Origin of the sequence: Pseudomonas sp. 09C 129 (assembly GCF_002843625.1) — a bacterium.
Lineage (GTDB): Bacteria > Pseudomonadota > Gammaproteobacteria > Pseudomonadales > Pseudomonadaceae > Aquipseudomonas > Aquipseudomonas chlororaphis.
The window spans coordinates 957,237-975,621 of record NZ_CP025261.1 but is presented as its reverse complement, the minus strand read 5'-3'; the positions used below and the strand labels follow the sequence as shown (position 1 = coordinate 975,621).

Sequence of the window (18,385 nt, the reverse complement as noted above, 5' to 3'; positions counted from 1 at the left end):
AGACTGGATGAAAACCCGCGACCGGATACTCGAATGTGCCCTGCTGCTGTTCAATCACAAGGGCGAACCCAATGTCTCGACCATGGAAGTTGCCAACGAAATGGGGATCAGCCCCGGCAACCTCTACTACCACTTTCACGGCAAGGAGCCGCTGGTCCTCGGGTTGTTCGAGCGCTTTCAGAATGAGCTGGCGCCCCTGCTCGATCCGCCCGCCGATGTGCACCTGGCTCCCGAAGACTACTGGCTGTTCCTGCACCTGATCGTCGAGCGCCTGGCGCACTACCGCTTCCTGTTCCAGGACCTGTCCAACCTGGCCGGACGCCTGCCGAAGCTGGCCAAGGGAATTCGCAACCTGCTCAACGCCCTGAAGCGCACCCTGGCCTCGCTGCTGGCCAGGCTCAAGGCTTCGGGCCAACTGGTCAGCGATACCCAGGCGCTGGGGCAACTGGTGGAACAGATCACCATGACCCTGCTGTTCTCGCTGGACTATCAGCGCATTCTCGATCGCGAGGGCGAGGTACGGGTGGTGGTCTACCAGATCATGATGCTGGTGGCGCCGCACCTGTTGCCACCGGCGAAACTGGCCACCGAGCAGATGGCCCTGCGTTACCTCGACGAACACGATTGACCAGCGCCGCAAGAGCCCCACGAACAAAAACGCCCGACCTTTGCAGGCCGGGCGTTTTTGTATGCCCCGAAAAACTCAGGACTGACTGGTTGGCGTCGCGGGTGCTGGCGCAGCAGTCGGGGTGACAGCAGGGGTTGGCGCCACTGCGGAGTTCGCAGGGCTGACCGGTGCTGCCGGCTTGGCGGCAATCGCAGGCTTCGGTGCAGCGGCCTTGGGTGCTGCCGGTTTCTTCACTGCTGGTTTCTTCGCCACCGGTTTCGCAGTGGGCTTGGCCGCTGGTTTTGCCGCAGGCTTGGCGGCTACCGGCTTGGCGGCAGGTCTTGCAGCCGGCTTGGCCGCCGCAGTTTTGGCTGCCGGTTTCGCCGCAGGCTTGGCTGCTGCCTTGGCCGGAGCCTTGGCTGCCGGCTTGGCCGCTGCTTTAGCCAGAGGCTTGGCCGCCGGTTTGGCCGCTGCAGTCTTGGCCGCGATCGGAGCCACCTTGGCGCCTGTGAGTTTTTCGATCTGTTTGGTCAGGGTGTCGACCTTGCTGTGCAGTGCCTTGACTTCATTGCGGCTAGGCACGCCCAGACGCGAAATGGCACTGTTCAAACGTTTGTCGAATGCACCTTCCAGCTCGTCCCACTTGCCCAGCGCGCGGTCCTTGACGCCACTGATGCGCGATTTTGCCGAGCTCGCAGAGTCCTTGGCGGCGTCGACTGTCTTGCCGACAGCGCTTTTGGTGAGCTTCTCGGCTTTCTCGCCATCCTTGACCAGCGACTCGAAAAGCTTGCTGCCGTCAGTGTCGATTTTCGAGTACACGCCTAAACCAGCAAGCCAGATTTTACGGGAGTAGTCTTCGACCTTCCCGATCCACGAGCTGCCTTCTTTTTCAGTATTCTTTTTACCAGCCATCCCGTTCTCCTTAATGTTTACGCGCGACACGTTCGAGCAATGCCGTCAGCTCATCGAGCTTAGCAGAGAGTGTCTCAACGTCATGTTTAGACGGAATGCCGATGCGATTCAAGGCACTTGCGACGCGCGTGTCAAAAGCCTTCTCGACTTTATCCAGTTGCACTTCGACTTTGCCTCTGAGACTGGTGACATCCCCCTTCACACTATCAATCTGACTGTTGGCGGCCTCAAGTTGTTCAGTCACAACTTTTTTGCCTTTCTTTTCAACAGTTTGACCAGCCTTAACGAGTTCTTGAAAGTACTCGCTGCCCTCTTGGCCAACCTTGGTGTAGGCACCCAGGCCTGCCAGCCAGATCTTGCGGGCATAGGATTTGACTTCACTCAGAGTGGTTGATGCGGCATCAACTTTTTTCTTCAGAATTACTTTGGCCATAGTGCACCTCACGCGCAGAAGGTTTGAGGAACTGCCCGCAGGAAAGTGGGCTCAGGCACAAAGTAGTGAGAAAAATTAGAATCGGCACCCTAACCAATGTCATAAAAGAGTGGACGATTATTGGAAAAGCCAGCTCGCCAACGATGCTTTCCCAGGCGTCATGACAACACCCGAAATCGCCGGCAAGCCGACTTCCGCGAAAGCGCCTCAGACTAGGGCTTTATCCAGCGCCTTTTCAATTTCCGACTTGATCATGCCGCTCATGGCGGACATCAACAGGCCCAGCTCGACATCGACCCTGATCGAATCGTCGCCCACCAGCACCGCACCTTTGACCCCCGAACGCTTGAGGTTCAGGGTATCGCCCGACCACTGCGGCTCCAGGCCATACTGATCGGCCAGTTTCTGCGCCAACTGGTCAGCCTTTTCGCGGGCTGCCTCCTTACCCAGGCCGTGGGCACGCTCAACACTTATACGGGCCATTGAATGACTCCTGATTTATCGGGACTTGCCTTGAGCGTCTTGAGCTGCGCTGCGTCAAAACGCCCCGGCGCTTCACTATCTTACATTCAGCCTTGCCAAGACAAAGACCGCCACCGGGATTAGAATGTCCCGCATTCTCTTTTGGTGACAGCGATATGACTGATCAGCGCAAAGGCAGCGATGCCGAACCCACCACTCACTTCGGCTTCAAAAACGTTCCGGAAAGCCAGAAGGCGGAAAAAGTCGCTGAGGTGTTCCACTCGGTAGCCGCCAAGTACGACCTGATGAACGACGTACTGTCCGGTGGCATGCATCGCCTGTGGAAACGCTTCACGATCGAATTGTCCGGCGTTCGCCCCGGCAATCGGGTGCTGGACATCGCCGGCGGCACCGGTGACCTGACCCGCAAGTTTTCCCATCTGGTGGGCCCTACCGGCCAGGTGGTTCTGGCCGACATCAACGCCTCCATGCTCAAGGTCGGTCGCGACCGCCTGCTCGACAAGGGCGTGGCCGGCAACATCGAATTCGTTCAGGCCGACGCGGAAAAACTGCCGTTCCCGGACAACCATTTCGACGTCGTGACCATCGCCTTCGGCCTGCGCAACGTGACCCACAAGGAAGATGCCCTGCGCTCGATGCTGCGGGTACTCAAGCCCGGTGGCCGCCTGCTGGTGCTGGAATTCTCCAAACCGACCAACGCCCTGATGTCCAAGGTCTACGACGCCTACTCGTTCGCCTTCATGCCACTGGCCGGCAAGCTGATCACCAACGACTCGGAAAGCTATCGCTACCTGGCCGAATCGATCCGCATGCACCCCAACCAGGAAACCCTGAAGTCGATGATGGTCGAGGCCGGTTTCGATCGCGTGACCTACCACAACATGACCGCGGGCATTGTCGCCCTGCACCGCGGCATCAAACCCTGATGTTGTTCAGCGGCCTGCTCGCCAGCGTCGAACACGGCCTCAACCGTGTACTGCGTCTCGACAGCACGGCTTTGCCACGCTTGCAGCCTTTGAACGGCAAGGTCATTGCCGTCGATTGCCGCAGCCCGAGCGTGCAGTTGTTCGTCATTCCCGGCGATGAGGGCCTGACCCTCGCCGCGCATTGGGCCGCCGACGCCGACTGCACCCTGCGGGCGCCGGCCTCGAGCCTGGTGCGTCTGGCCCTGAGCCAGGACAAGACCGCGGTGCTGCACGGTCCCGAGGTCGAGCTGGAAGGCGACAGCGGCGTGCTGCTGGAGCTGGCGGCCGTCCTCCAGGACCTGGAGCTGGACTGGGAATACGAACTCTCGCGCTGGCTCGGCCCGGTGGCCACCCAGCTGTTCAGCGGCCATATCCGTAGCCGCGCGCGCTGGTATCGCCAGGGTTTCGCCAGCCTGAACCAGAACCTTGCCGAATACCTGGCCGAAGAGTCGCGCACCCTGGTAGGCCAGCGCGAAGCCGAAGCCCGTTTCAGCGAACTGGACCGGGTCAAGCTCGACCTGGAACGCCTCGAGGCGCGCTTCGAGCGCCTTTCCCGATCCCTTGACCCAAGCGATAACGCATGAAGCTGCTTGCCGTCCGCCGTTTGTTGCGCATCCAGCGCGTCGTGATCCGCTACCGCCTCGATGACCTGCTGTTCGCCCTGCCACTGCCCTGGTTCCTCCTGGCGCTGCGCTACGCCTTGCCCTGGCGCTGGTTCCCGCGCAAGCCACTGGAACTGAGCCGCGGCGCACGCCTGCGCCTGGCCTTGCAGGACCTGGGACCGATCTTCATCAAGTTCGGGCAGATTCTCTCGACCCGCCGCGACCTGCTGCCCGAAGACATCGCCGACGAGCTGATGCTGCTGCAGGACCGCGTACCGCCCTTCGACTCGAAGAAGTCGGTGGCGCTGATCGAGGAGCAACTGGGCAAGAAAATCAGCGAGGTGTTCAGCCGCTTCGATATCGAGCCCCTGGCCTCCGCCTCGGTGGCGCAAGTCCATGCCGCCCAGCTCAAGAGCGGCGAAGAAGTGGTGGTCAAGGTCATCCGCCCGGGCCTCAAGCCGGTCATCGCGCAGGATCTGGCCTGGCTGTTCATCCTCGCCCGCGCCGCCGAGAAGGTCTCGGCCGACGCCCGCCTGCTGCACCCGGTGGACGTGGTCAGCGATTACGAGAAGACTATCTACGACGAACTCGACCTGTTGCGCGAAGCGGCCAACGCCAGCCAGCTCAAGCGCAACTTCGAAGGCTCGCCACTGCTCTACGTGCCGCAGGTCTACTGGGACTGGTGCCGGCCGAAAGTGCTGGTCATGGAACGCATCTACGGGATCCAGGTGACCGACCTGGCCACCCTCGCCGACCAGCGCACCGACATGAAAATGCTCGCCGAGCGCGGCGTGGAGATATTCTTCACCCAGGTGTTCCGCGACAGTTTCTTCCACGCCGACATGCACCCGGGCAACATCTTCGTCAGCACCGTGCAGCCCTGGAGCCCGCAGTACATTGCCATCGACTGCGGCATCGTCGGCAGCCTGACTCCGGAAGACCAGGACTACCTGGCCCGCAACCTGTTCGCGTTCTTCAAGCGCGATTACCGGCGCGTGGCGCAGTTGCACATCGATTCGGGCTGGGTGCCGGCAGAGACCAAACTCAACGAATTCGAAGCGGCGATCCGTACCGTGTGCGAGCCGATCTTCGAAAAACCGTTAAAGGATATTTCCTTCGGCCAGGTGCTGATGCGCCTGTTCCAGACCGCTCGCCGCTTCAACATGGAAGTGCAGCCGCAGCTGGTGCTGCTGCAAAAGACCCTGCTGAACATCGAAGGCCTGGGCCGCCAGCTGTACCCGGAGCTGGACCTGTGGAACACCGCCCAGCCGTTCCTCGAACGCTGGATGCGCGAGCGCGTCAGCCCGAAAGCCTTGCTGGGCAACCTGCACAGCCAGGTCGAGCAACTGCCGCACCTGGCCAACATGACCCGCGACCTGCTCGAACGCATGTCCCAGCCCCATGCCCAGGACCCTTCTCCTCCCTGGAAACGGCGCAAGGACGACTGGTTCCTGCGTCTTCTCGGCGCGGCGCACCTGGGCGGTGGGGCGATCCTCGCGGCCGGCGGACCGCTGAACGGGCTGGGTCACTGGCCGGCTGGAATCATGATTGCCGTGGGCTTGTATCTGGTCGTGCGCCGATAGCCAGCCGGGCTAGCGGCTGGCACACTGTTTCCCATCGCCGAGGCTCGACGAGCGCGTCGAGCCCTGTTGTCGGAGTCGAAGATGAAAGATTGGCTGGACGAGATCAAATGGGACGCTGACGGCCTGGTGCCAGCCATCGCCCAGGATCACAAGACCGGGCGCGTGCTGATGATGGCCTGGATGAACCGTGAGGCGCTGAGCCTGACCGCTGCCGAAAACCGTGCCATCTACTGGTCACGTTCGCGTGGCAAGCTATGGCGCAAGGGAGAAGAGTCCGGGCATGTGCAAAAGCTTCATGAAATGCGCCTGGACTGCGATGCCGACGTCATCATCCTGATGGTCGAACAGATCGGCGACATTGCCTGCCATACAGGCCGCCAGAGCTGCTTCTACCGCGTTTATGAAAACGGCGACTGGAAAACGGTCGATCCGGTACTCAAAGACCCGCACGCGATCTATCAAGCAGGACACTGAACATGAGCGATACCCTGACCCGTCTGGCCCAGGTGCTGGAAGAGCGCAAAGGCGCCGCCGCCGACACTTCCTATGTCGCCAGCCTGTACCACAAGGGCCTGAACAAGATTCTGGAAAAAGTCGGCGAGGAATCGGTGGAAACCATCATCGCCGCCAAGGACGCCGCCCACAGCGGCGACTGCAGCGATGTGATCTACGAAACCGCCGACCTGTGGTTCCACACTATGGTCATGCTCGCCCAGCTGGGGCAGCATCCGCAGGCCGTTCTCGATGAACTGGACCGGCGCTTCGGTTTGTCCGGACACGCCGAGAAAGCCTCGCGTCCGTCCGCCTGAACATCATTTAGAGAGGAAACGCAGCATGGGCATTTTTGACTGGAAACACTGGATCGTCATCCTGGTTGTCGTGGTGCTGGTGTTCGGCACCAAGAAACTGAAAAACCTCGGCACCGACGTCGGCGAATCGATCAAGGGCTTTCGCAAGGCCATGAACGACGACGAAAAACCCGCCGAACCCGGCGTGCCACCGACCGCACAGCCTGCTCCGCCGGTCCAGCCGCAAAGCGCTCCGTTGAACCAGCCGCACACCATCGACGTGCAGGCGCAAAAAGTCGAAGAGCCGACCCGCAAAGACTCGTGAGCACTGACTAATGTTTGGTATCAGCTTCTCTGAACTGCTGCTCGTCGGCCTGGTGGCCCTGCTGGTGCTCGGCCCCGAGCGTCTGCCGGGTGCCGCGCGCACGGCAGGCCTGTGGATCGGCCGCTTGAAGCGCAGCTTCAATGCGATCAAGCAGGAAGTTGAACGGGAAATCGGTGCCGATGAAATTCGTCGGCAACTGCACAACGAACACATTCTGTCGCTGGAACAGGAAGCGCGGAAGATCCTCAATCCGACCCAGCAACAGCCGACACCGGTCGAGCCCGTGGCCGAGCAGAGCATTCATGCGCCCGCCGCGGCGCCTGAAGCACCAGCCAGCGCGACCACGGCGAGCCCCACTGCCGCAACTGCACCGGCCGAACCGGCTGCGCCCGTGACAACGCCTGTCACGCCAGCCCCCCACGACCCTACTTTGCCGCCGCGAGCCCCATGAGCGATATTCCGGAAAACGACCAACATATGCCGCTGGTGTCGCACCTCACCGAGTTGCGCACCCGGTTGCTGCGCTGCGTGGCGGCGATCTTCCTGATCTTCGGCGGGCTGTTCGCCTTCACCCAGCAGATCTACACCATCGTCTCCACGCCGCTGCGCCAGTACCTGCCGGCGGGCGCAACGATGATCGCCACCGACGTGGCGTCGCCGTTCCTGACCCCGCTCAAGCTGACGATGATGGTCTCGCTGTTTCTGGCGATCCCGGTGATCCTGCACCAGATCTGGGGTTTCATCGCCCCCGGCCTGTACAAGCACGAAAAGCGCATCGCCGTACCGCTGCTGGTCTCCAGCATCCTGTTGTTCTACATCGGCATGGCCTTCGCCTACTTCCTGGTGTTCCCGCTGATCTTCAAGTTCTTCGCCGCGGCCACCCCGGCCGGCGTGGAAATGATGACCGACATCACCAGCTACCTCGATTTCGTCATGACCCTGTTCTTCGCCTTCGGCGTAGCGTTCGAGATCCCGGTGGCGGTGGTGCTGCTGGTGTGGATCGGCGTGGTCAACGTCGCCTACCTGAAGAAGATCCGCCCGTACGTGATCATCGGCTGCTTCGTGGTCGGCATGATCCTGACCCCGCCGGACATTTTCTCCCAGACCTTGCTGGCAGTACCGATGTGGCTGCTGTTCGAGATCGGCATCCTGTTCGGCAGCCTGATCAGCAAGCGCGGCGACCATCCGGACGACCAGCCGGCTGAAGACCACAACGACCAGCCGCCAGCGACCCAAGCGTGAACCTGCTGCTTCTTGAAGAGGCCGACTTCATCGCGGCCGACCGGGTGATCCTGCGCGATCGCCGCCTGACCCACATGCAGGAAGTCCATCGTGCCGCGGTGGGCGACAGCCTGCGGGTCGGTCGTATCGGCGGCCTGATGGGCTCGGCCGAACTGCTGCGCCTGGAGCCCGGGGAAGCCGAACTGCGGGTCAGCCTCGACCAGCCGCCGCCGACCAAGCTGCCCCTGACCCTGGTGCTGGCCCTGCCCCGTCCGAAAATGCTCCGCCGGGTGCTGCAAACCGTCGCCGCCATGGGTGTGCCTCGGCTGGTGCTGGTGAACAGCTATCGGGTCGAGAAAAGCTTCTGGCAAACCCCTTTCCTCGAACCCGAGGCGATTCGCGAGCAACTGATTCTTGGCCTGGAACAGGCCCGCGACAGCGTGCTGCCGGACGTGGTCATCGAAAAACGCTTCAAACCTTTCGTCGAAGACCGTCTGCCAGCGCTGGTCGAAGGTACCCTCGGCCTGGTCGGCCATCCCGGCCAGTACCCGGCCTGCCCTCGCGGCCTGGATGAGCCGGTGACCCTGGCCATCGGCCCGGAAGGCGGCTGGATCCCCTACGAAATCGACCTGCTGGGCAAGTCCGGCCTGCAACCGGTGCAGCTCGGCGAGCGCATCCTGCGGGTCGAAACCGCCGTCACCGCCCTTCTCGCCCGCCTCTTCTGATTAGCCCCCACTCCCGTAGGAGCGAGGCTTGCCCGCGATAGCACTGTGCCTGACACGGCACCATCGCCGGCAGCCTCGCTGCTGTTGCACGGATGCTTCAGATTAATCTGACGCAGCCGATAGCCTTGGTACAAAACCTATTAATAGCCCAAGGGAGTTCGCGGCATGTACCGTTGGTTAGCCCAGAGTCTGGGAAATGTGAGCGTCAACCTCAAACTCGGCGTTGGCTTCGGCCTGGTGCTGCTACTGACCCTGTTGATCACCGCGACCGGCTGGCTGGGCCTGGGCAATGTGATCGAGCGCGGCGACAAGCTGGGCTACATCTCCAGCCTCAACGAGCTGACCAAGGACCTGCGCAACGCGCGCCTGGACTATGAAATGCGCCGTGGCGAACAAGGCCCGGGGCCGGTCAGCGAGCTGCTGACCAAGCTCGACGATGGCTTGCAACGCGCGCGCAAGATGCTGGAAATGCCTGAAAGCATCGCCATGATCGACCAGCAGATCGCCGCCGTCAGCGAGTACAAGCTGGCCTTCGCCGACATGACCCGCGCCACCGCCAGCCGTGAAGCCGCCCGCGCCAAACTGGGCGCCACCGCCGATAACGCCGTGGCCCGGGTGGCCGAAGTGGAGAAATCCATGCTGCAGGGCGACAGCGTGGCGCAATTCAACAGCGTCATCGACCTGAGCAAGCTGATCCAGCAGGCGCGCTTCCAGGTCCGCGGCTACACCTACAGCGGCAAGGCCGAGGCCGAGCAGCCGGCGCTGGACGCCATCGACAACGCCCTGAACAACCTCGCCAGCCTGCCGGCCAAGCTGCCGGAACAGCACCTGGCCAACCTGCAACAGGCCACCGACGCCCTGAAAGGCTATCGCTCGGCGGTCAGCGACTTCCGCGACTCCCAGGTGGCCAGCGCCGCCGCCCTCAAACGCATGGCGGCCCAGGGCGACCGTCTGATGGACGTCAGCAAGCAGCTGACCGCCGCACAAACCCACAAACGCGACAGCGACGCTGCCCAGGCCAGAAGCACCCTGGCCATCGTTACCGCGCTGGCCCTGCTGTTCGGCCTGGTCGCCGCCTGGAGCATCACCCGGCAGATCGTCATCCCGCTGCGCCAGACTCTCAAAGTGGTCGAGCGTGTCGCCTCGGGCGATCTCAGCGAGAACCTGCAGGTCGAGCGGCGCGACGAGCTCGGCCAGCTGCAACGGGCGATGCAACGCATGACCCTGAGCCTGCGCGAGCTGATCGGCGGCATCAGCGATGGCGTGACCCAGATTGCCAGCGCCGCCGAGCAGCTGTCGGCAGTGACCGAACAGACCAGTGCCGGGGTCAACAGCCAGAAAGTCGAGACCGATCAGGTCGCCACTGCCATGAATGAAATGGCCGCCACGGTCCAGGAAGTCGCGCGCAACGCCGAAGAAGCCTCGGAAGCCGCGGTCGCCGCCGATCAGCAGGCCCGCGAAGGCGACAAGGTGGTCGGCGAGGCCATCGCACAGATCGAGCGCCTGGCCGCCGAGGTCGGCAACTCCACCGCCGCCATGGGCCACCTGAAGCAGGAAAGCGACAAGATCGGCAGCGTGCTCGACGTGATCAAGTCGGTCGCCCAGCAGACCAACCTGCTGGCCCTCAACGCCGCCATCGAAGCCGCCCGCGCGGGCGAAGCCGGTCGCGGTTTCGCCGTGGTCGCCGACGAGGTGCGCAGCCTGGCGCAGCGCACCCAGAAGTCCACCGAAGAGATCGAGGAACTGATCGTCGGCCTGCAGAACGGCACCCAGGAAGTGGCCAACATCATGGACAACAGCCGCAGCCTGACCGACAGCAGCGTCGCACTGACCCGCCGTGCCGGTGGCTCGCTGGAAAACATCACCCGCACCGTCTCGGCGATCCAGGCGATGAACCAGCAGATCGCCGCCGCGGCCGAACAGCAGAGCGCGGTGGCCGAGGAAATCAACAGAAGCGTGCTGAACGTGCGCGACGTGTCCGAGCAGACCTCGGCAGCCAGTGAAGAGACAGCGGCCTCCAGCGTCGAGCTGGCGCGCCTGGGGACCCATCTGCAGACCCTGGTCGGGCGCTTCCGGGTTTGATCCGCACCCTGTAGCCGCTGCCGCAGGCTGCGATCGCCCCGAAGGGGCGCAGCGATCTCAAGGCCGTCAGATGTTCGGCCTGAGATCGGGAACCAAGGCCCTTCGGGCCTTATCGCAGCCTTCGGCAGCGGCTACAGGGCGTATTGCCAAGCAGGGTATCGGGGTGGGTTACAGGACCTGACGCAAAAACGCCTGGGCCCGCGGGTCTTTGGGTGCATCGAAGAACGCCGCTGGCGAGGCGTCTTCCAGCAATTTGCCGTGATCGAAGAACAGCACCCGATCCGCCACCTCCCGGGCGAAGCCCATTTCGTGGGTCACGCAGACCATGGTCATGCCTTCCAGGGCCAGGGTCTTCATCACATCCAGCACTTCGCCGACCATTTCCGGGTCCAGCGCCGAAGTCGGCTCGTCGAACAGCATGACCTTGGGTTCCATGGCCAGCGCCCGGGCGATGGCCACGCGCTGCTGCTGGCCGCCAGAGAGCCGCGACGGGAATTCGTTGGCCTTCTGCGCGATACCGACCTTCTCCAGCAACGCCAGGGCCTTGGCCTCGCGCTCCTGCTTGCCGCGCTTGCGCACCACCTTCTGCGCCAGGCAGAGGTTTTCCAGCACGGTCATGTGCGGGAACAGGTTGAAGTGCTGGAACACCATGCCGACTTCGCGGCGATAGGCATTCACATCGGTCTTCGGGTCGGCCAGTTGCAGGCCGTCGATGCTCACCGAGCCGGAATCGAACTGCTCCAGGCCGTTGAGGCAACGCAGGAAGGTCGACTTGCCGGAACCGGACGGACCGATCACCACCAGCACTTCGCCCTTGGCCACGCGGGTGGTGACGTTATCCACCGCGCGGACCACCTGGCCCCGGGTGTCGAAGACTTTTACCAGATCGCGAACTTCAATCACTTTGCGCGAGCCTCCGCTCAAGCCGGCTGGCCATCTTCGACAGCGGCAGGTTGATCAACAGGTACAGGGCCGCCACGCAGAACAGGATCTCGAACGGCGAGAACGAGGTGGTGATGACTTCACGTCCGCTCTTGAGCAGTTCGGTGATGGCGATCACCGATACCAGCGAGGTGTCCTTCACCAGGCTGATGAACTGCCCGGCCAGCGGCGGCAGCACGCGCTTGAAAGCCTGCGGCAGCACCACATGGCGCATCGACTGGCTGGCGTTCAGGCCCAGGGAGCGGGCCGCCTCATTCTGGCCGCGAGCGATCGACTGCACGCCGGCGCGGACGATTTCCGCCACATAGGCACCGGTGAACAACGACAGCGCGGCGATCCCGGCGAACTCGCGGGACAGGTTCAGCACCGTGCCGATGAAGAAATAGAAAATGAAAATCTGCACCAGCAACGGCGTGCCGCGTACCAGTTCGACATAGATGGTCGACAGATCGCGCAGGGTCGGGTTGTTCGACAGCCGGCAAAGCCCGGTCGCCAGGCCGATGAACAGCCCCAGCACCCCGGACACCACCGACAGCCACAAGGTGGTCCACAGGCCCAGCAGCAGCGGTCCGGCCGCCCAGTGACGGGTCACGCCGATCACATCGCCTTCGGCCACATCGTCGCCACGGGCAACTTGCAGGCTGTTCTCGTCGACCGTCAGCTGTTGCTCGTCGCCCGCGTCGTTGCGCAGCGTGACTTCGGCCTTGCCGCCTTTGCGCACCAGCTCGCTGACGGTGGAGATGTCCGCCGCCCGCTGCGATTCCTCGGCCTGGTAGGCGAAGTACTGTGGTACGCGGTTCCAGCGCCACTCGTAGGACATCAGCGAGGTGGCGTAGTACAACGCGCCGGCCAGGCCGATCAGCACCAGCACGGTCAGTACGTGCCAGGGCCATTGGGCTTTTTTATGTTTGATCACTTTGCAGGTTCCAGCCGTTTGCAGCGGGGAGGTTCGGTATTGCCGATCAGGACGCCATCGCGAGCCGGCTCGCTCCTACAGGAATTGCATGAATCCGTAGGAGCGAGGCTTGCCCGCGAATGGGGGCGACTCGGTCTGTCTGACCGAGTGTTATTCCATGTCCTTGAGCCACTCGGTGCTCTTGAACCACTTGTCATGGATGCGATCGTAGGTGCCGTCTTCGTGGATCTGGTGCAGGAAGTTGTTGATGAAGTTGAGGCTGTCGTAGTCACCCTTCTTCAGGCCGAAGGCCAGGGGCTCATAGGTGAACGGCTTGTCGAGGAACGTAAGCTTGCCGTTACCGACCTTGCTCAGCGCCACCACGTTGTACGGGGCGTCGTAGATAAAGGCGTCGGCCTTGCCGTTGACCACGTCGAGCACGGCTTCCTGCTCATTGTCGTAGCCGTGGTACTTGGCCTTGGCAATCAGCTTCTTGGCGACCATTTCGCCGGTGGTGCCCAGCTTGGAGGTGATGCGGTAGTCGGCGCTGTTCAGGTCTTTATAGGACTTGATGGTGCCTTCCAGCTCCTTGCGGATCAGCAGGGTCTGGCCGACCACGATGAAGGGTTCGCTGAAGTTCAGGCGCAGGTTGCGTTCCTGGGTCAGGGTCATGCCGCTGCCGATCATGTCGAACTTGTCGGTCAGCAGGGCCGGGATGATCCCGTCGTAGCCGGTGGAAACCAGCTCCAGCTTGACGCCCATGGCCTTGGTCATGGCCTTGAGGATATCGACCTCGAAACCGATGATCTCGCCGCGCTTGTTGGTCATCTCGAACGGCATGTAGGTCGGGTCCATGCCGACTTTCAGCGTGCCGCGCTTGACCGCATCATCGATGGCGCCAGCCTGGGCTGCATTGACCGCCAGCATTGCCGTGACGCCGAGCAGCAGCATCGAGAGATACTTCTTCATCTTCAAGTCCCCTGAACCCATTTTATTGTGAGGTGAACCCGCGGCCGGTTTTCCCTTGGAAAACCGGCAGATACGGACACCATGGGCCCGCTCGCGGCAATTCGGGGTGCGATGCTAACTCACCCGCCTATTTGCACAAGGGCTTGACCAGGATTTGTTGTTACAGAGGGGACGACAATTTCCCTGTAGCCGATGCCGCAGGCTGCGATAGGTCCGCAGGACCTCCTGCGATCTCAAGATCCTGCGCCCCCTTCGGTACGGAATGCCGCCCAATCGATCGCAGCCTGCGGCAACGGCTACAAGTGCGAACCCACAAACAACAACGCCCTTGAGAGTGCTCTCAAGGGCGTTGTCATCAGGCCGGTTGGGCGATTGTCGTTGGCGGTCGCAACGGCAACAACGGTGCATGAGGATCTTCATCCACCGATTGCCGCCAGGCGCTCAGCCAGTCGGCGTGGCCTTCGCTCCAGACCTGCTCGTGCAGGCGGGCCAGGGCCACCGGATCGCTCAGCAGCGCCAGGCGCTCGCCGTTGTTCAGCGCCGCCGGCCCGACTTTCAGCGCATGGCGGACACGTTCGATACGCAGCCACTCGATCGGCTCGGCCAGGCCGTGCCGGGACGTCGCCAGGGCGCAGGCCAGGGCGTTCTGCTGCGGATCGACCACTGCCCGGATGAAACCGTCGTTCAGCGCATGCCAACGGTTTTCATGGGTGTACTGGTCGGTGGACAGCAGTTCCTGGGGCGGCGCGTATTCCTCGGGGATCAGGAACAGGCTTTCGTCACGGGACTTCAGGCCCAGGCCGACGCGGCTGGAAATCACCGACACCGGGATCGACAGCATCAGCGAGCCGACGATCGGCACCAGCCACCAGAGGAAGCTCGGGTTCAGCCAGATCACCAGCAGCGCCCAGCAGAAGCCCAGCAGGGTCTGCGGACCATGGCGGCGCACCGCTTCGCTCCACGGCGTGGAGTCGTCGTCACGTTGTGGCGAGTTCCAGGTCGCGGCCCAGCCCAGGAACGCGGCCAGCACAAAACGGGTGTGGAAGATCATGCGTACCGGCGCCAGCAGCATGGAGAACAGCATCTCCAGCAGCATCGACAGGGTCACCTTGAACTTGCCGCCGAACTCTTTCGCGCCCTTGGCCCAGATCAGGATGATGCTCAACAGCTTCGGCAGGAACAGCAGCACGATAGTGGTCGAGAACAGCGCGATCGCCTTGTCCGGATGCCATTGCGGCCACAGCGGATACAGCTGGCGCGGCTCCAGGAAGTACTGCGGCTCCATCAGCGTGTTGACCGCCAGCAGCGCCGTCGACAGCACCAGGAAGAAGAACCACAACGGCGCCGACAGGTAGGACATCACCCCGGTGAGGAACACCGCACGGTGCACCGGGTGCATGCCCTTGACCAGGAACAGGCGGAAGTTCATCAGATTGCCGTGGCACCAGCGCCGGTCGCGCTTGAGCTCGTCCAGCAGGTTCGGCGGCAGCTCTTCGTAGCTGCCCGGCAGATCGTAGGCAATCCACACGCCCCAGCCGGCGCGACGCATCAGCGCCGCTTCGACGAAGTCGTGGGACAGGATCGCACCGGCGAAGGCGCCTTTACCGGGCAACGGCGCCAGGGCGCAGTGCTCGATGAACGGCTTCATGCGGATGATCGCGTTGTGGCCCCAGTAGTGGGATTCGCCCAGCTGCCAGAAGTGCAGGCCGGCGGTGAACAGCGGGCCGTAGACGCGGGTGGCGAACTGCTGCATGCGCGCATACAGGGTGTCCATGCCCGAGGCTTTCGGCGCGGTCTGGATGATCCCGGCGTCCGGAGTGGCTTCCATCAGGCGCACCAGGCTGGTCAGGCATTCGCCGCTCATCACGCTGTCGGCGTCGAGCACCACCATGTACTTGTAGTCGCCACCCCAACGGCGGCAGAAGTCGTCGAGGTTACCGCTCTTGCGTTTCACCCGACGGCGGCGACGGCGATAGAAGATCTTACCGAAACCCTTGGTTTCGCGGCAGACGTCCAGCCAGGCCTGTTGCTCGGCCACGCAGATATCGGTCTCGTTACTGTCGCTGAGCACGAAGAAGTCGAAGCGGTCCAGGTCGCCAGTGGCCGCGACCGACTCGAAGGTCGCCCGCAAGCCGGCGAATACCCGCGGCACGTCTTCGTTGCAGATCGGCATGACCAGCGCGGTACGGGCATCCTTGGGGATCGGCTCGTTGCCGGCGCTTTTGCCGGAAATGCGGTATTTGTCATGCCCGGTGAGCAGTTCGAGGAAGCCCATCAGCGCGGTCCAGAAACCGGCCGAGACCCAGCAAAACAGGATACCGAACATGATCAGAATGCTGGTTTGCAAGGCGTACGGCAGTACCTGGGTGGCGGTCTGCATCAATGGCTGACGCGTGATTTCTTCCAGGTCGACGAACGACCAGCCCTGGTACGGCATGATGCCTTTCATGTACCAGCCGGCGACGATGGTCTGGCCAAGCATCAGCAGCAACAGGATGTAGCGACGGATCGAACCGACGGTGCGCCAGCGGGCGGCCGGCAGCACGTTCTGATCTTTCGGTGGCTGCGGCGGATTGGTCCGACCGGTCAGGCGCCGCCAGCCACGCACCAGGATATTGGTGCGCCATGGCTCGGGAACGACCTTGGTCCGACGAATCGGCGGCGTGGCCTTGAGGCACACACGACCGCTGGCGTCGAGCGCCAGCATCTCGGCATCGAGCAGTTCCTCGGCGGAACCCAGGGTCAGCCGGCGGCCCACCGAGGCCTGGGCGGCATCGGCGGGCGCGTCGAACGTCGACGACGACAGGCGTTCGTGCAGTTCACTGAAGGACTTGCAGCCCGCGAGTTCCGCGCGCTGCTCATCGGTCATTGGCAGGTGCGCCAGATACTCGGAAAGAGTCTCTGGCTGTACTTGAGCGTTACTCATCGGCAGGCAACTGGTAGCTCCAGGTCTCGGTCAGGACTTGCTCGGTCGGGACAGATTCCGGTGTGGCTGGGGCCGCCTCGGCAGCAGCAGGCTGCTTGGCGTCTTTGTGGTTCTTGGCGTCCTTGGCCGGCTTGGCTTCGGCTTGCTTGGCATCCGCCTCTTTCTTCTCCTGCTGCTTGGCGGCGACTTTGTCGGCCTTGGCAATGGAGGCGCTGGAGGCTGGCGACACGGCCTTGGCCGGCTCGACAGGGGTGGCGTTCTTGACCAGGGCCGCGCGCATCTCGGTGGATTTGCTCGGGTCCTTGATCTTCATCCGCAGAGTCAGGCGCCAGCCCTTGGTTTCAGGGTTGTAGCGCACGCTGTTTTCCACCAGCTCGGCGTTGTCGCCGACGCTGACTTGGCTGCGCACCTCGGTGTCTTCCGGCAATGCCGCCAGGGATGGACCTTCGAAGTCCACCAGGTAGGCCACGCTGCCGTCCGGTTGGCGGATCAGGTTGGATTGCTTGACGTCACCGGTGGAGCGCAGGGTCTGCTCGACCCAGGAGCTGTCCGGCGAATGCAGGGAAGCTTCGTCCATGGTCCAGTGCAGGCGATAGGCGAAATCGAACGGCTGGCCTGGCTCAGGCTGCTTTTCCGGGCTCCAGAACGCCACGATGTTGTCGTTGGTTTCGTCCGCGGTCGGGATCTCTACCAGGTCGACGGTGCCTTTGCCCCAGTCGCCCTTCGGCTCGATCCAGGCGCTTGGACGCTTGTCGTAGCGGTCGTCGAGGTCTTCGTAGTGGCTGAAGTCGCGGCCACGCTGCAGCAGACCGAAACCACGCGGGTTTTCCACCGAGAAGTTGCTCACGGCCAGGTGTTTCGGGTTGTTCAGCGGACGCCAGATCCACTCGCCGTTGCCGGCATGGATCGACAGGCCGCTGGAATCGTGCAGCTCGCGGCGGTAGTTGAGGACTTTCGACGGCTGGTTGGCGCCGAACAGGAACATGCTGGTCAGCGGGGCAATACCCAGCTTGCCGACCTTGTCACGCAGGAACATCCGGGCCTTGACGTCGACGATGGTGTCGCTGCCCGGACGCAGGGTCAGGCGATAGGCGCCGGTGGCGCGCGGCGAGTCCAGCAGGGCGAAGATCACCAGATGCTTGTCGGTCGGCTTGGGTTGCTGGATCCAGAATTCGGTAAAGCGCGGGAATTCCTCACCGGACGGCAGCGCGGTGTCGATGGCCAGGCCACGGGCCGACAGACCATAGACGTGCCCCTTGCCGACGACGCGGAAGTAGCTCGCGCCGAGCATGGTCATGATTTCGTCCTGCTTGTCCGCCTTGTTGATCGGGTACAGCACGCGAAAGCCCGCATAACCGAGCTGCTCGGTGGCCTTGGGATCGAACTTGAGGTCGCCGAAGTCGAAGCGAGTCGAGTCGTATTTGATCTCTTCGACGGTGTTCGTGGTGATTTCGTTGATTTTCACCGGCGTGTCGAAATGCATGCCCTGATGATAGAAGGACAGCTTGAATGGGGTTTTCTGCTTGGCCCACTCGGCCTTTTCAGGCAGGAAGCGGATTTTCTGATAGTCCGCGAACTTCATCTCACGAAATTCGTTCGGCAGGTTACTGCGCGGAGCCTCGTACTTCTGCCCGGCCAGATCCTTAGCCTTGGCCGATACATCATCCAGATTGAATGCCCAGAGTTGGCCGGCGCTAAGCAGGCAAAGCAGTGCAGAGCCCGTCACCAGTGCGTTTCGTAACCGTTTGGCAGACAATTTTGGTGCATTACAGGGACTAACAATCACGAGCAACCCTCGCCGAAAACAGATCAAAAAACCAACGGCCAGCTATCTATATGCCAGGTTGGCGAGCATTGTTCCGACTCCGATGGGGCTAAATGATTCCCCAAACGGTCCCGAACAAGTCTCTACCTAAGTCAAAAACGG

General features: G+C 62.5%; 19 protein-coding genes and 1 pseudogene. 12 read left to right on the top strand and 8 right to left on the bottom strand.

Annotated elements, in window-relative coordinates; genetic code table 11:
* The first annotated feature begins 7 nt into the window (after window positions 1–7).
* A complete protein-coding gene (locus CXQ81_RS04605; RefSeq protein WP_053259349.1) occupies window positions 8–628 on the top strand; it encodes a TetR/AcrR family transcriptional regulator in 621 nt (206 codons plus the stop codon).
* Window positions 629–703: 75 nt separating this feature from the next.
* Here the strand turns inward: CXQ81_RS04605 and CXQ81_RS04600 are convergent, their stop codons facing one another.
* The 3 genes from CXQ81_RS04600 to CXQ81_RS04590 all read right to left on the bottom strand — a co-directional run bounded on the left by CXQ81_RS04600 (window position 704) and on the right by CXQ81_RS04590 (window position 2,435).
* Window positions 704–1,519, bottom strand: a complete 816-nt coding sequence (locus tag CXQ81_RS04600; protein WP_101336616.1) for a phasin family protein — start codon at window positions 1,517–1,519, stop codon at window positions 704–706.
* A gap of 10 nt (window positions 1,520–1,529) precedes the next feature.
* Window positions 1,530–1,952, bottom strand: coding sequence for a phasin family protein (locus CXQ81_RS04595; RefSeq protein WP_007925877.1), 423 nt, complete (start codon window positions 1,950–1,952; stop codon window positions 1,530–1,532).
* 207 nt (window positions 1,953–2,159) lie between these two features.
* The gene (locus tag CXQ81_RS04590) at window positions 2,160–2,435 is read right to left on the bottom strand and encodes a polyhydroxyalkanoic acid system family protein (protein WP_101336615.1); all 276 of its coding nucleotides are present in this window, start codon (window positions 2,433–2,435) and stop codon (window positions 2,160–2,162) included.
* Between the two features lie 155 nt (window positions 2,436–2,590).
* On the opposite strand from CXQ81_RS04590, the gene ubiE reads away from it, so the two are divergent.
* The 11 genes and pseudogenes from ubiE (at window position 2,591) to CXQ81_RS31685 (ending at window position 10,726) form a co-directional block, all read left to right on the top strand.
* Window positions 2,591–3,361 (top strand): bifunctional demethylmenaquinone methyltransferase/2-methoxy-6-polyprenyl-1,4-benzoquinol methylase UbiE, encoded by a 771-nt coding sequence (gene ubiE, locus CXQ81_RS04585; protein WP_007925879.1) that lies wholly within the window; start codon window positions 2,591–2,593, stop codon window positions 3,359–3,361.
* A complete protein-coding gene (locus CXQ81_RS04580; RefSeq protein ID WP_009041807.1) occupies window positions 3,361–3,984 on the top strand; it encodes an SCP2 domain-containing protein in 624 nt (207 codons plus the stop codon). Before ubiE ends, CXQ81_RS04580 begins: the two co-directional genes overlap by 1 nt.
* Window positions 3,981–5,585 (top strand): ubiquinone biosynthesis regulatory protein kinase UbiB, encoded by a 1,605-nt coding sequence (ubiB, locus tag CXQ81_RS04575; protein WP_009041806.1) that lies wholly within the window; start codon window positions 3,981–3,983, stop codon window positions 5,583–5,585. The genes CXQ81_RS04580 and ubiB overlap by 4 nt, the downstream gene beginning before the upstream one ends.
* Before the next feature lie 81 nt (window positions 5,586–5,666).
* A complete protein-coding gene (gene hisI, locus CXQ81_RS04570; RefSeq protein WP_007925882.1) occupies window positions 5,667–6,059 on the top strand; it encodes a phosphoribosyl-AMP cyclohydrolase in 393 nt (130 codons plus the stop codon).
* Between the two features lie 2 nt (window positions 6,060–6,061).
* Window positions 6,062–6,394 carry a phosphoribosyl-ATP diphosphatase gene (locus CXQ81_RS04565; RefSeq protein ID WP_007925883.1) on the top strand — a complete coding sequence of 111 codons (333 nt, stop codon included), beginning with the start codon at window positions 6,062–6,064 and terminating at the stop codon, window positions 6,392–6,394.
* A 25-nt stretch (window positions 6,395–6,419) separates the two neighbouring features.
* Complete coding sequence (locus tag CXQ81_RS04560; protein WP_007925884.1) at window positions 6,420–6,698, top strand: twin-arginine translocase TatA/TatE family subunit; 279 nt, start codon at window positions 6,420–6,422, stop codon at window positions 6,696–6,698.
* A 10-nt stretch (window positions 6,699–6,708) separates the two neighbouring features.
* On the top strand, window positions 6,709–7,149 hold the full coding sequence (tatB, locus tag CXQ81_RS04555; RefSeq protein WP_009041805.1) for a Sec-independent protein translocase protein TatB: 441 nt from the start codon (window positions 6,709–6,711) through the stop codon (window positions 7,147–7,149).
* Window positions 7,146–7,940, top strand: a complete 795-nt coding sequence (gene tatC / locus CXQ81_RS04550) for a twin-arginine translocase subunit TatC (RefSeq protein ID WP_053259344.1) — start codon at window positions 7,146–7,148, stop codon at window positions 7,938–7,940. Before tatB ends, tatC begins: the two co-directional genes overlap by 4 nt.
* Window positions 7,937–8,644: a 16S rRNA (uracil(1498)-N(3))-methyltransferase gene (locus CXQ81_RS04545; RefSeq protein ID WP_101336614.1), complete on the top strand. Its 708-nt coding sequence runs from the start codon at window positions 7,937–7,939 to the stop codon at window positions 8,642–8,644. Before tatC ends, CXQ81_RS04545 begins: the two co-directional genes overlap by 4 nt.
* 165 nt (window positions 8,645–8,809) lie before the next feature.
* Window positions 8,810–9,871, top strand: a pseudogene (locus CXQ81_RS31690) (methyl-accepting chemotaxis protein); the annotation flags it as partial.
* Complete coding sequence (locus tag CXQ81_RS31685) at window positions 9,854–10,726, top strand: methyl-accepting chemotaxis protein (RefSeq protein WP_371860893.1); 873 nt, start codon at window positions 9,854–9,856, stop codon at window positions 10,724–10,726. The pseudogene CXQ81_RS31690 and the gene CXQ81_RS31685, both read left to right, overlap by 18 nt.
* 168 nt (window positions 10,727–10,894) lie before the next feature.
* Here the strand turns inward: CXQ81_RS31685 and CXQ81_RS04535 are convergent, their stop codons facing one another.
* From CXQ81_RS04535 to CXQ81_RS04515, 5 genes are all read right to left on the bottom strand, one after another.
* Window positions 10,895–11,629, bottom strand: coding sequence for an amino acid ABC transporter ATP-binding protein (locus tag CXQ81_RS04535; protein WP_087089752.1), 735 nt, complete (start codon window positions 11,627–11,629; stop codon window positions 10,895–10,897).
* Window positions 11,622–12,581, bottom strand: coding sequence for an amino acid ABC transporter permease (locus CXQ81_RS04530; protein WP_371858164.1), 960 nt, complete (start codon window positions 12,579–12,581; stop codon window positions 11,622–11,624). The genes CXQ81_RS04535 and CXQ81_RS04530 overlap by 8 nt, the downstream gene beginning before the upstream one ends.
* Window positions 12,582–12,734: 153 nt before the next feature.
* Complete coding sequence (locus CXQ81_RS04525; protein WP_053259340.1) at window positions 12,735–13,532, bottom strand: transporter substrate-binding domain-containing protein; 798 nt, start codon at window positions 13,530–13,532, stop codon at window positions 12,735–12,737.
* A 355-nt stretch (window positions 13,533–13,887) separates the two neighbouring features.
* The gene (gene mdoH, locus CXQ81_RS04520) at window positions 13,888–16,458 is read right to left on the bottom strand and encodes a glucans biosynthesis glucosyltransferase MdoH (protein WP_101336612.1); all 2,571 of its coding nucleotides are present in this window, start codon (window positions 16,456–16,458) and stop codon (window positions 13,888–13,890) included.
* Entirely contained in the window at window positions 16,451–18,244 is a 1,794-nt protein-coding gene (locus tag CXQ81_RS04515) for a glucan biosynthesis protein G (protein ID WP_087090448.1), read from the bottom strand. The genes mdoH and CXQ81_RS04515 overlap by 8 nt, the downstream gene beginning before the upstream one ends.
* Window positions 18,245–18,385: the final 141 nt, after the last annotated feature.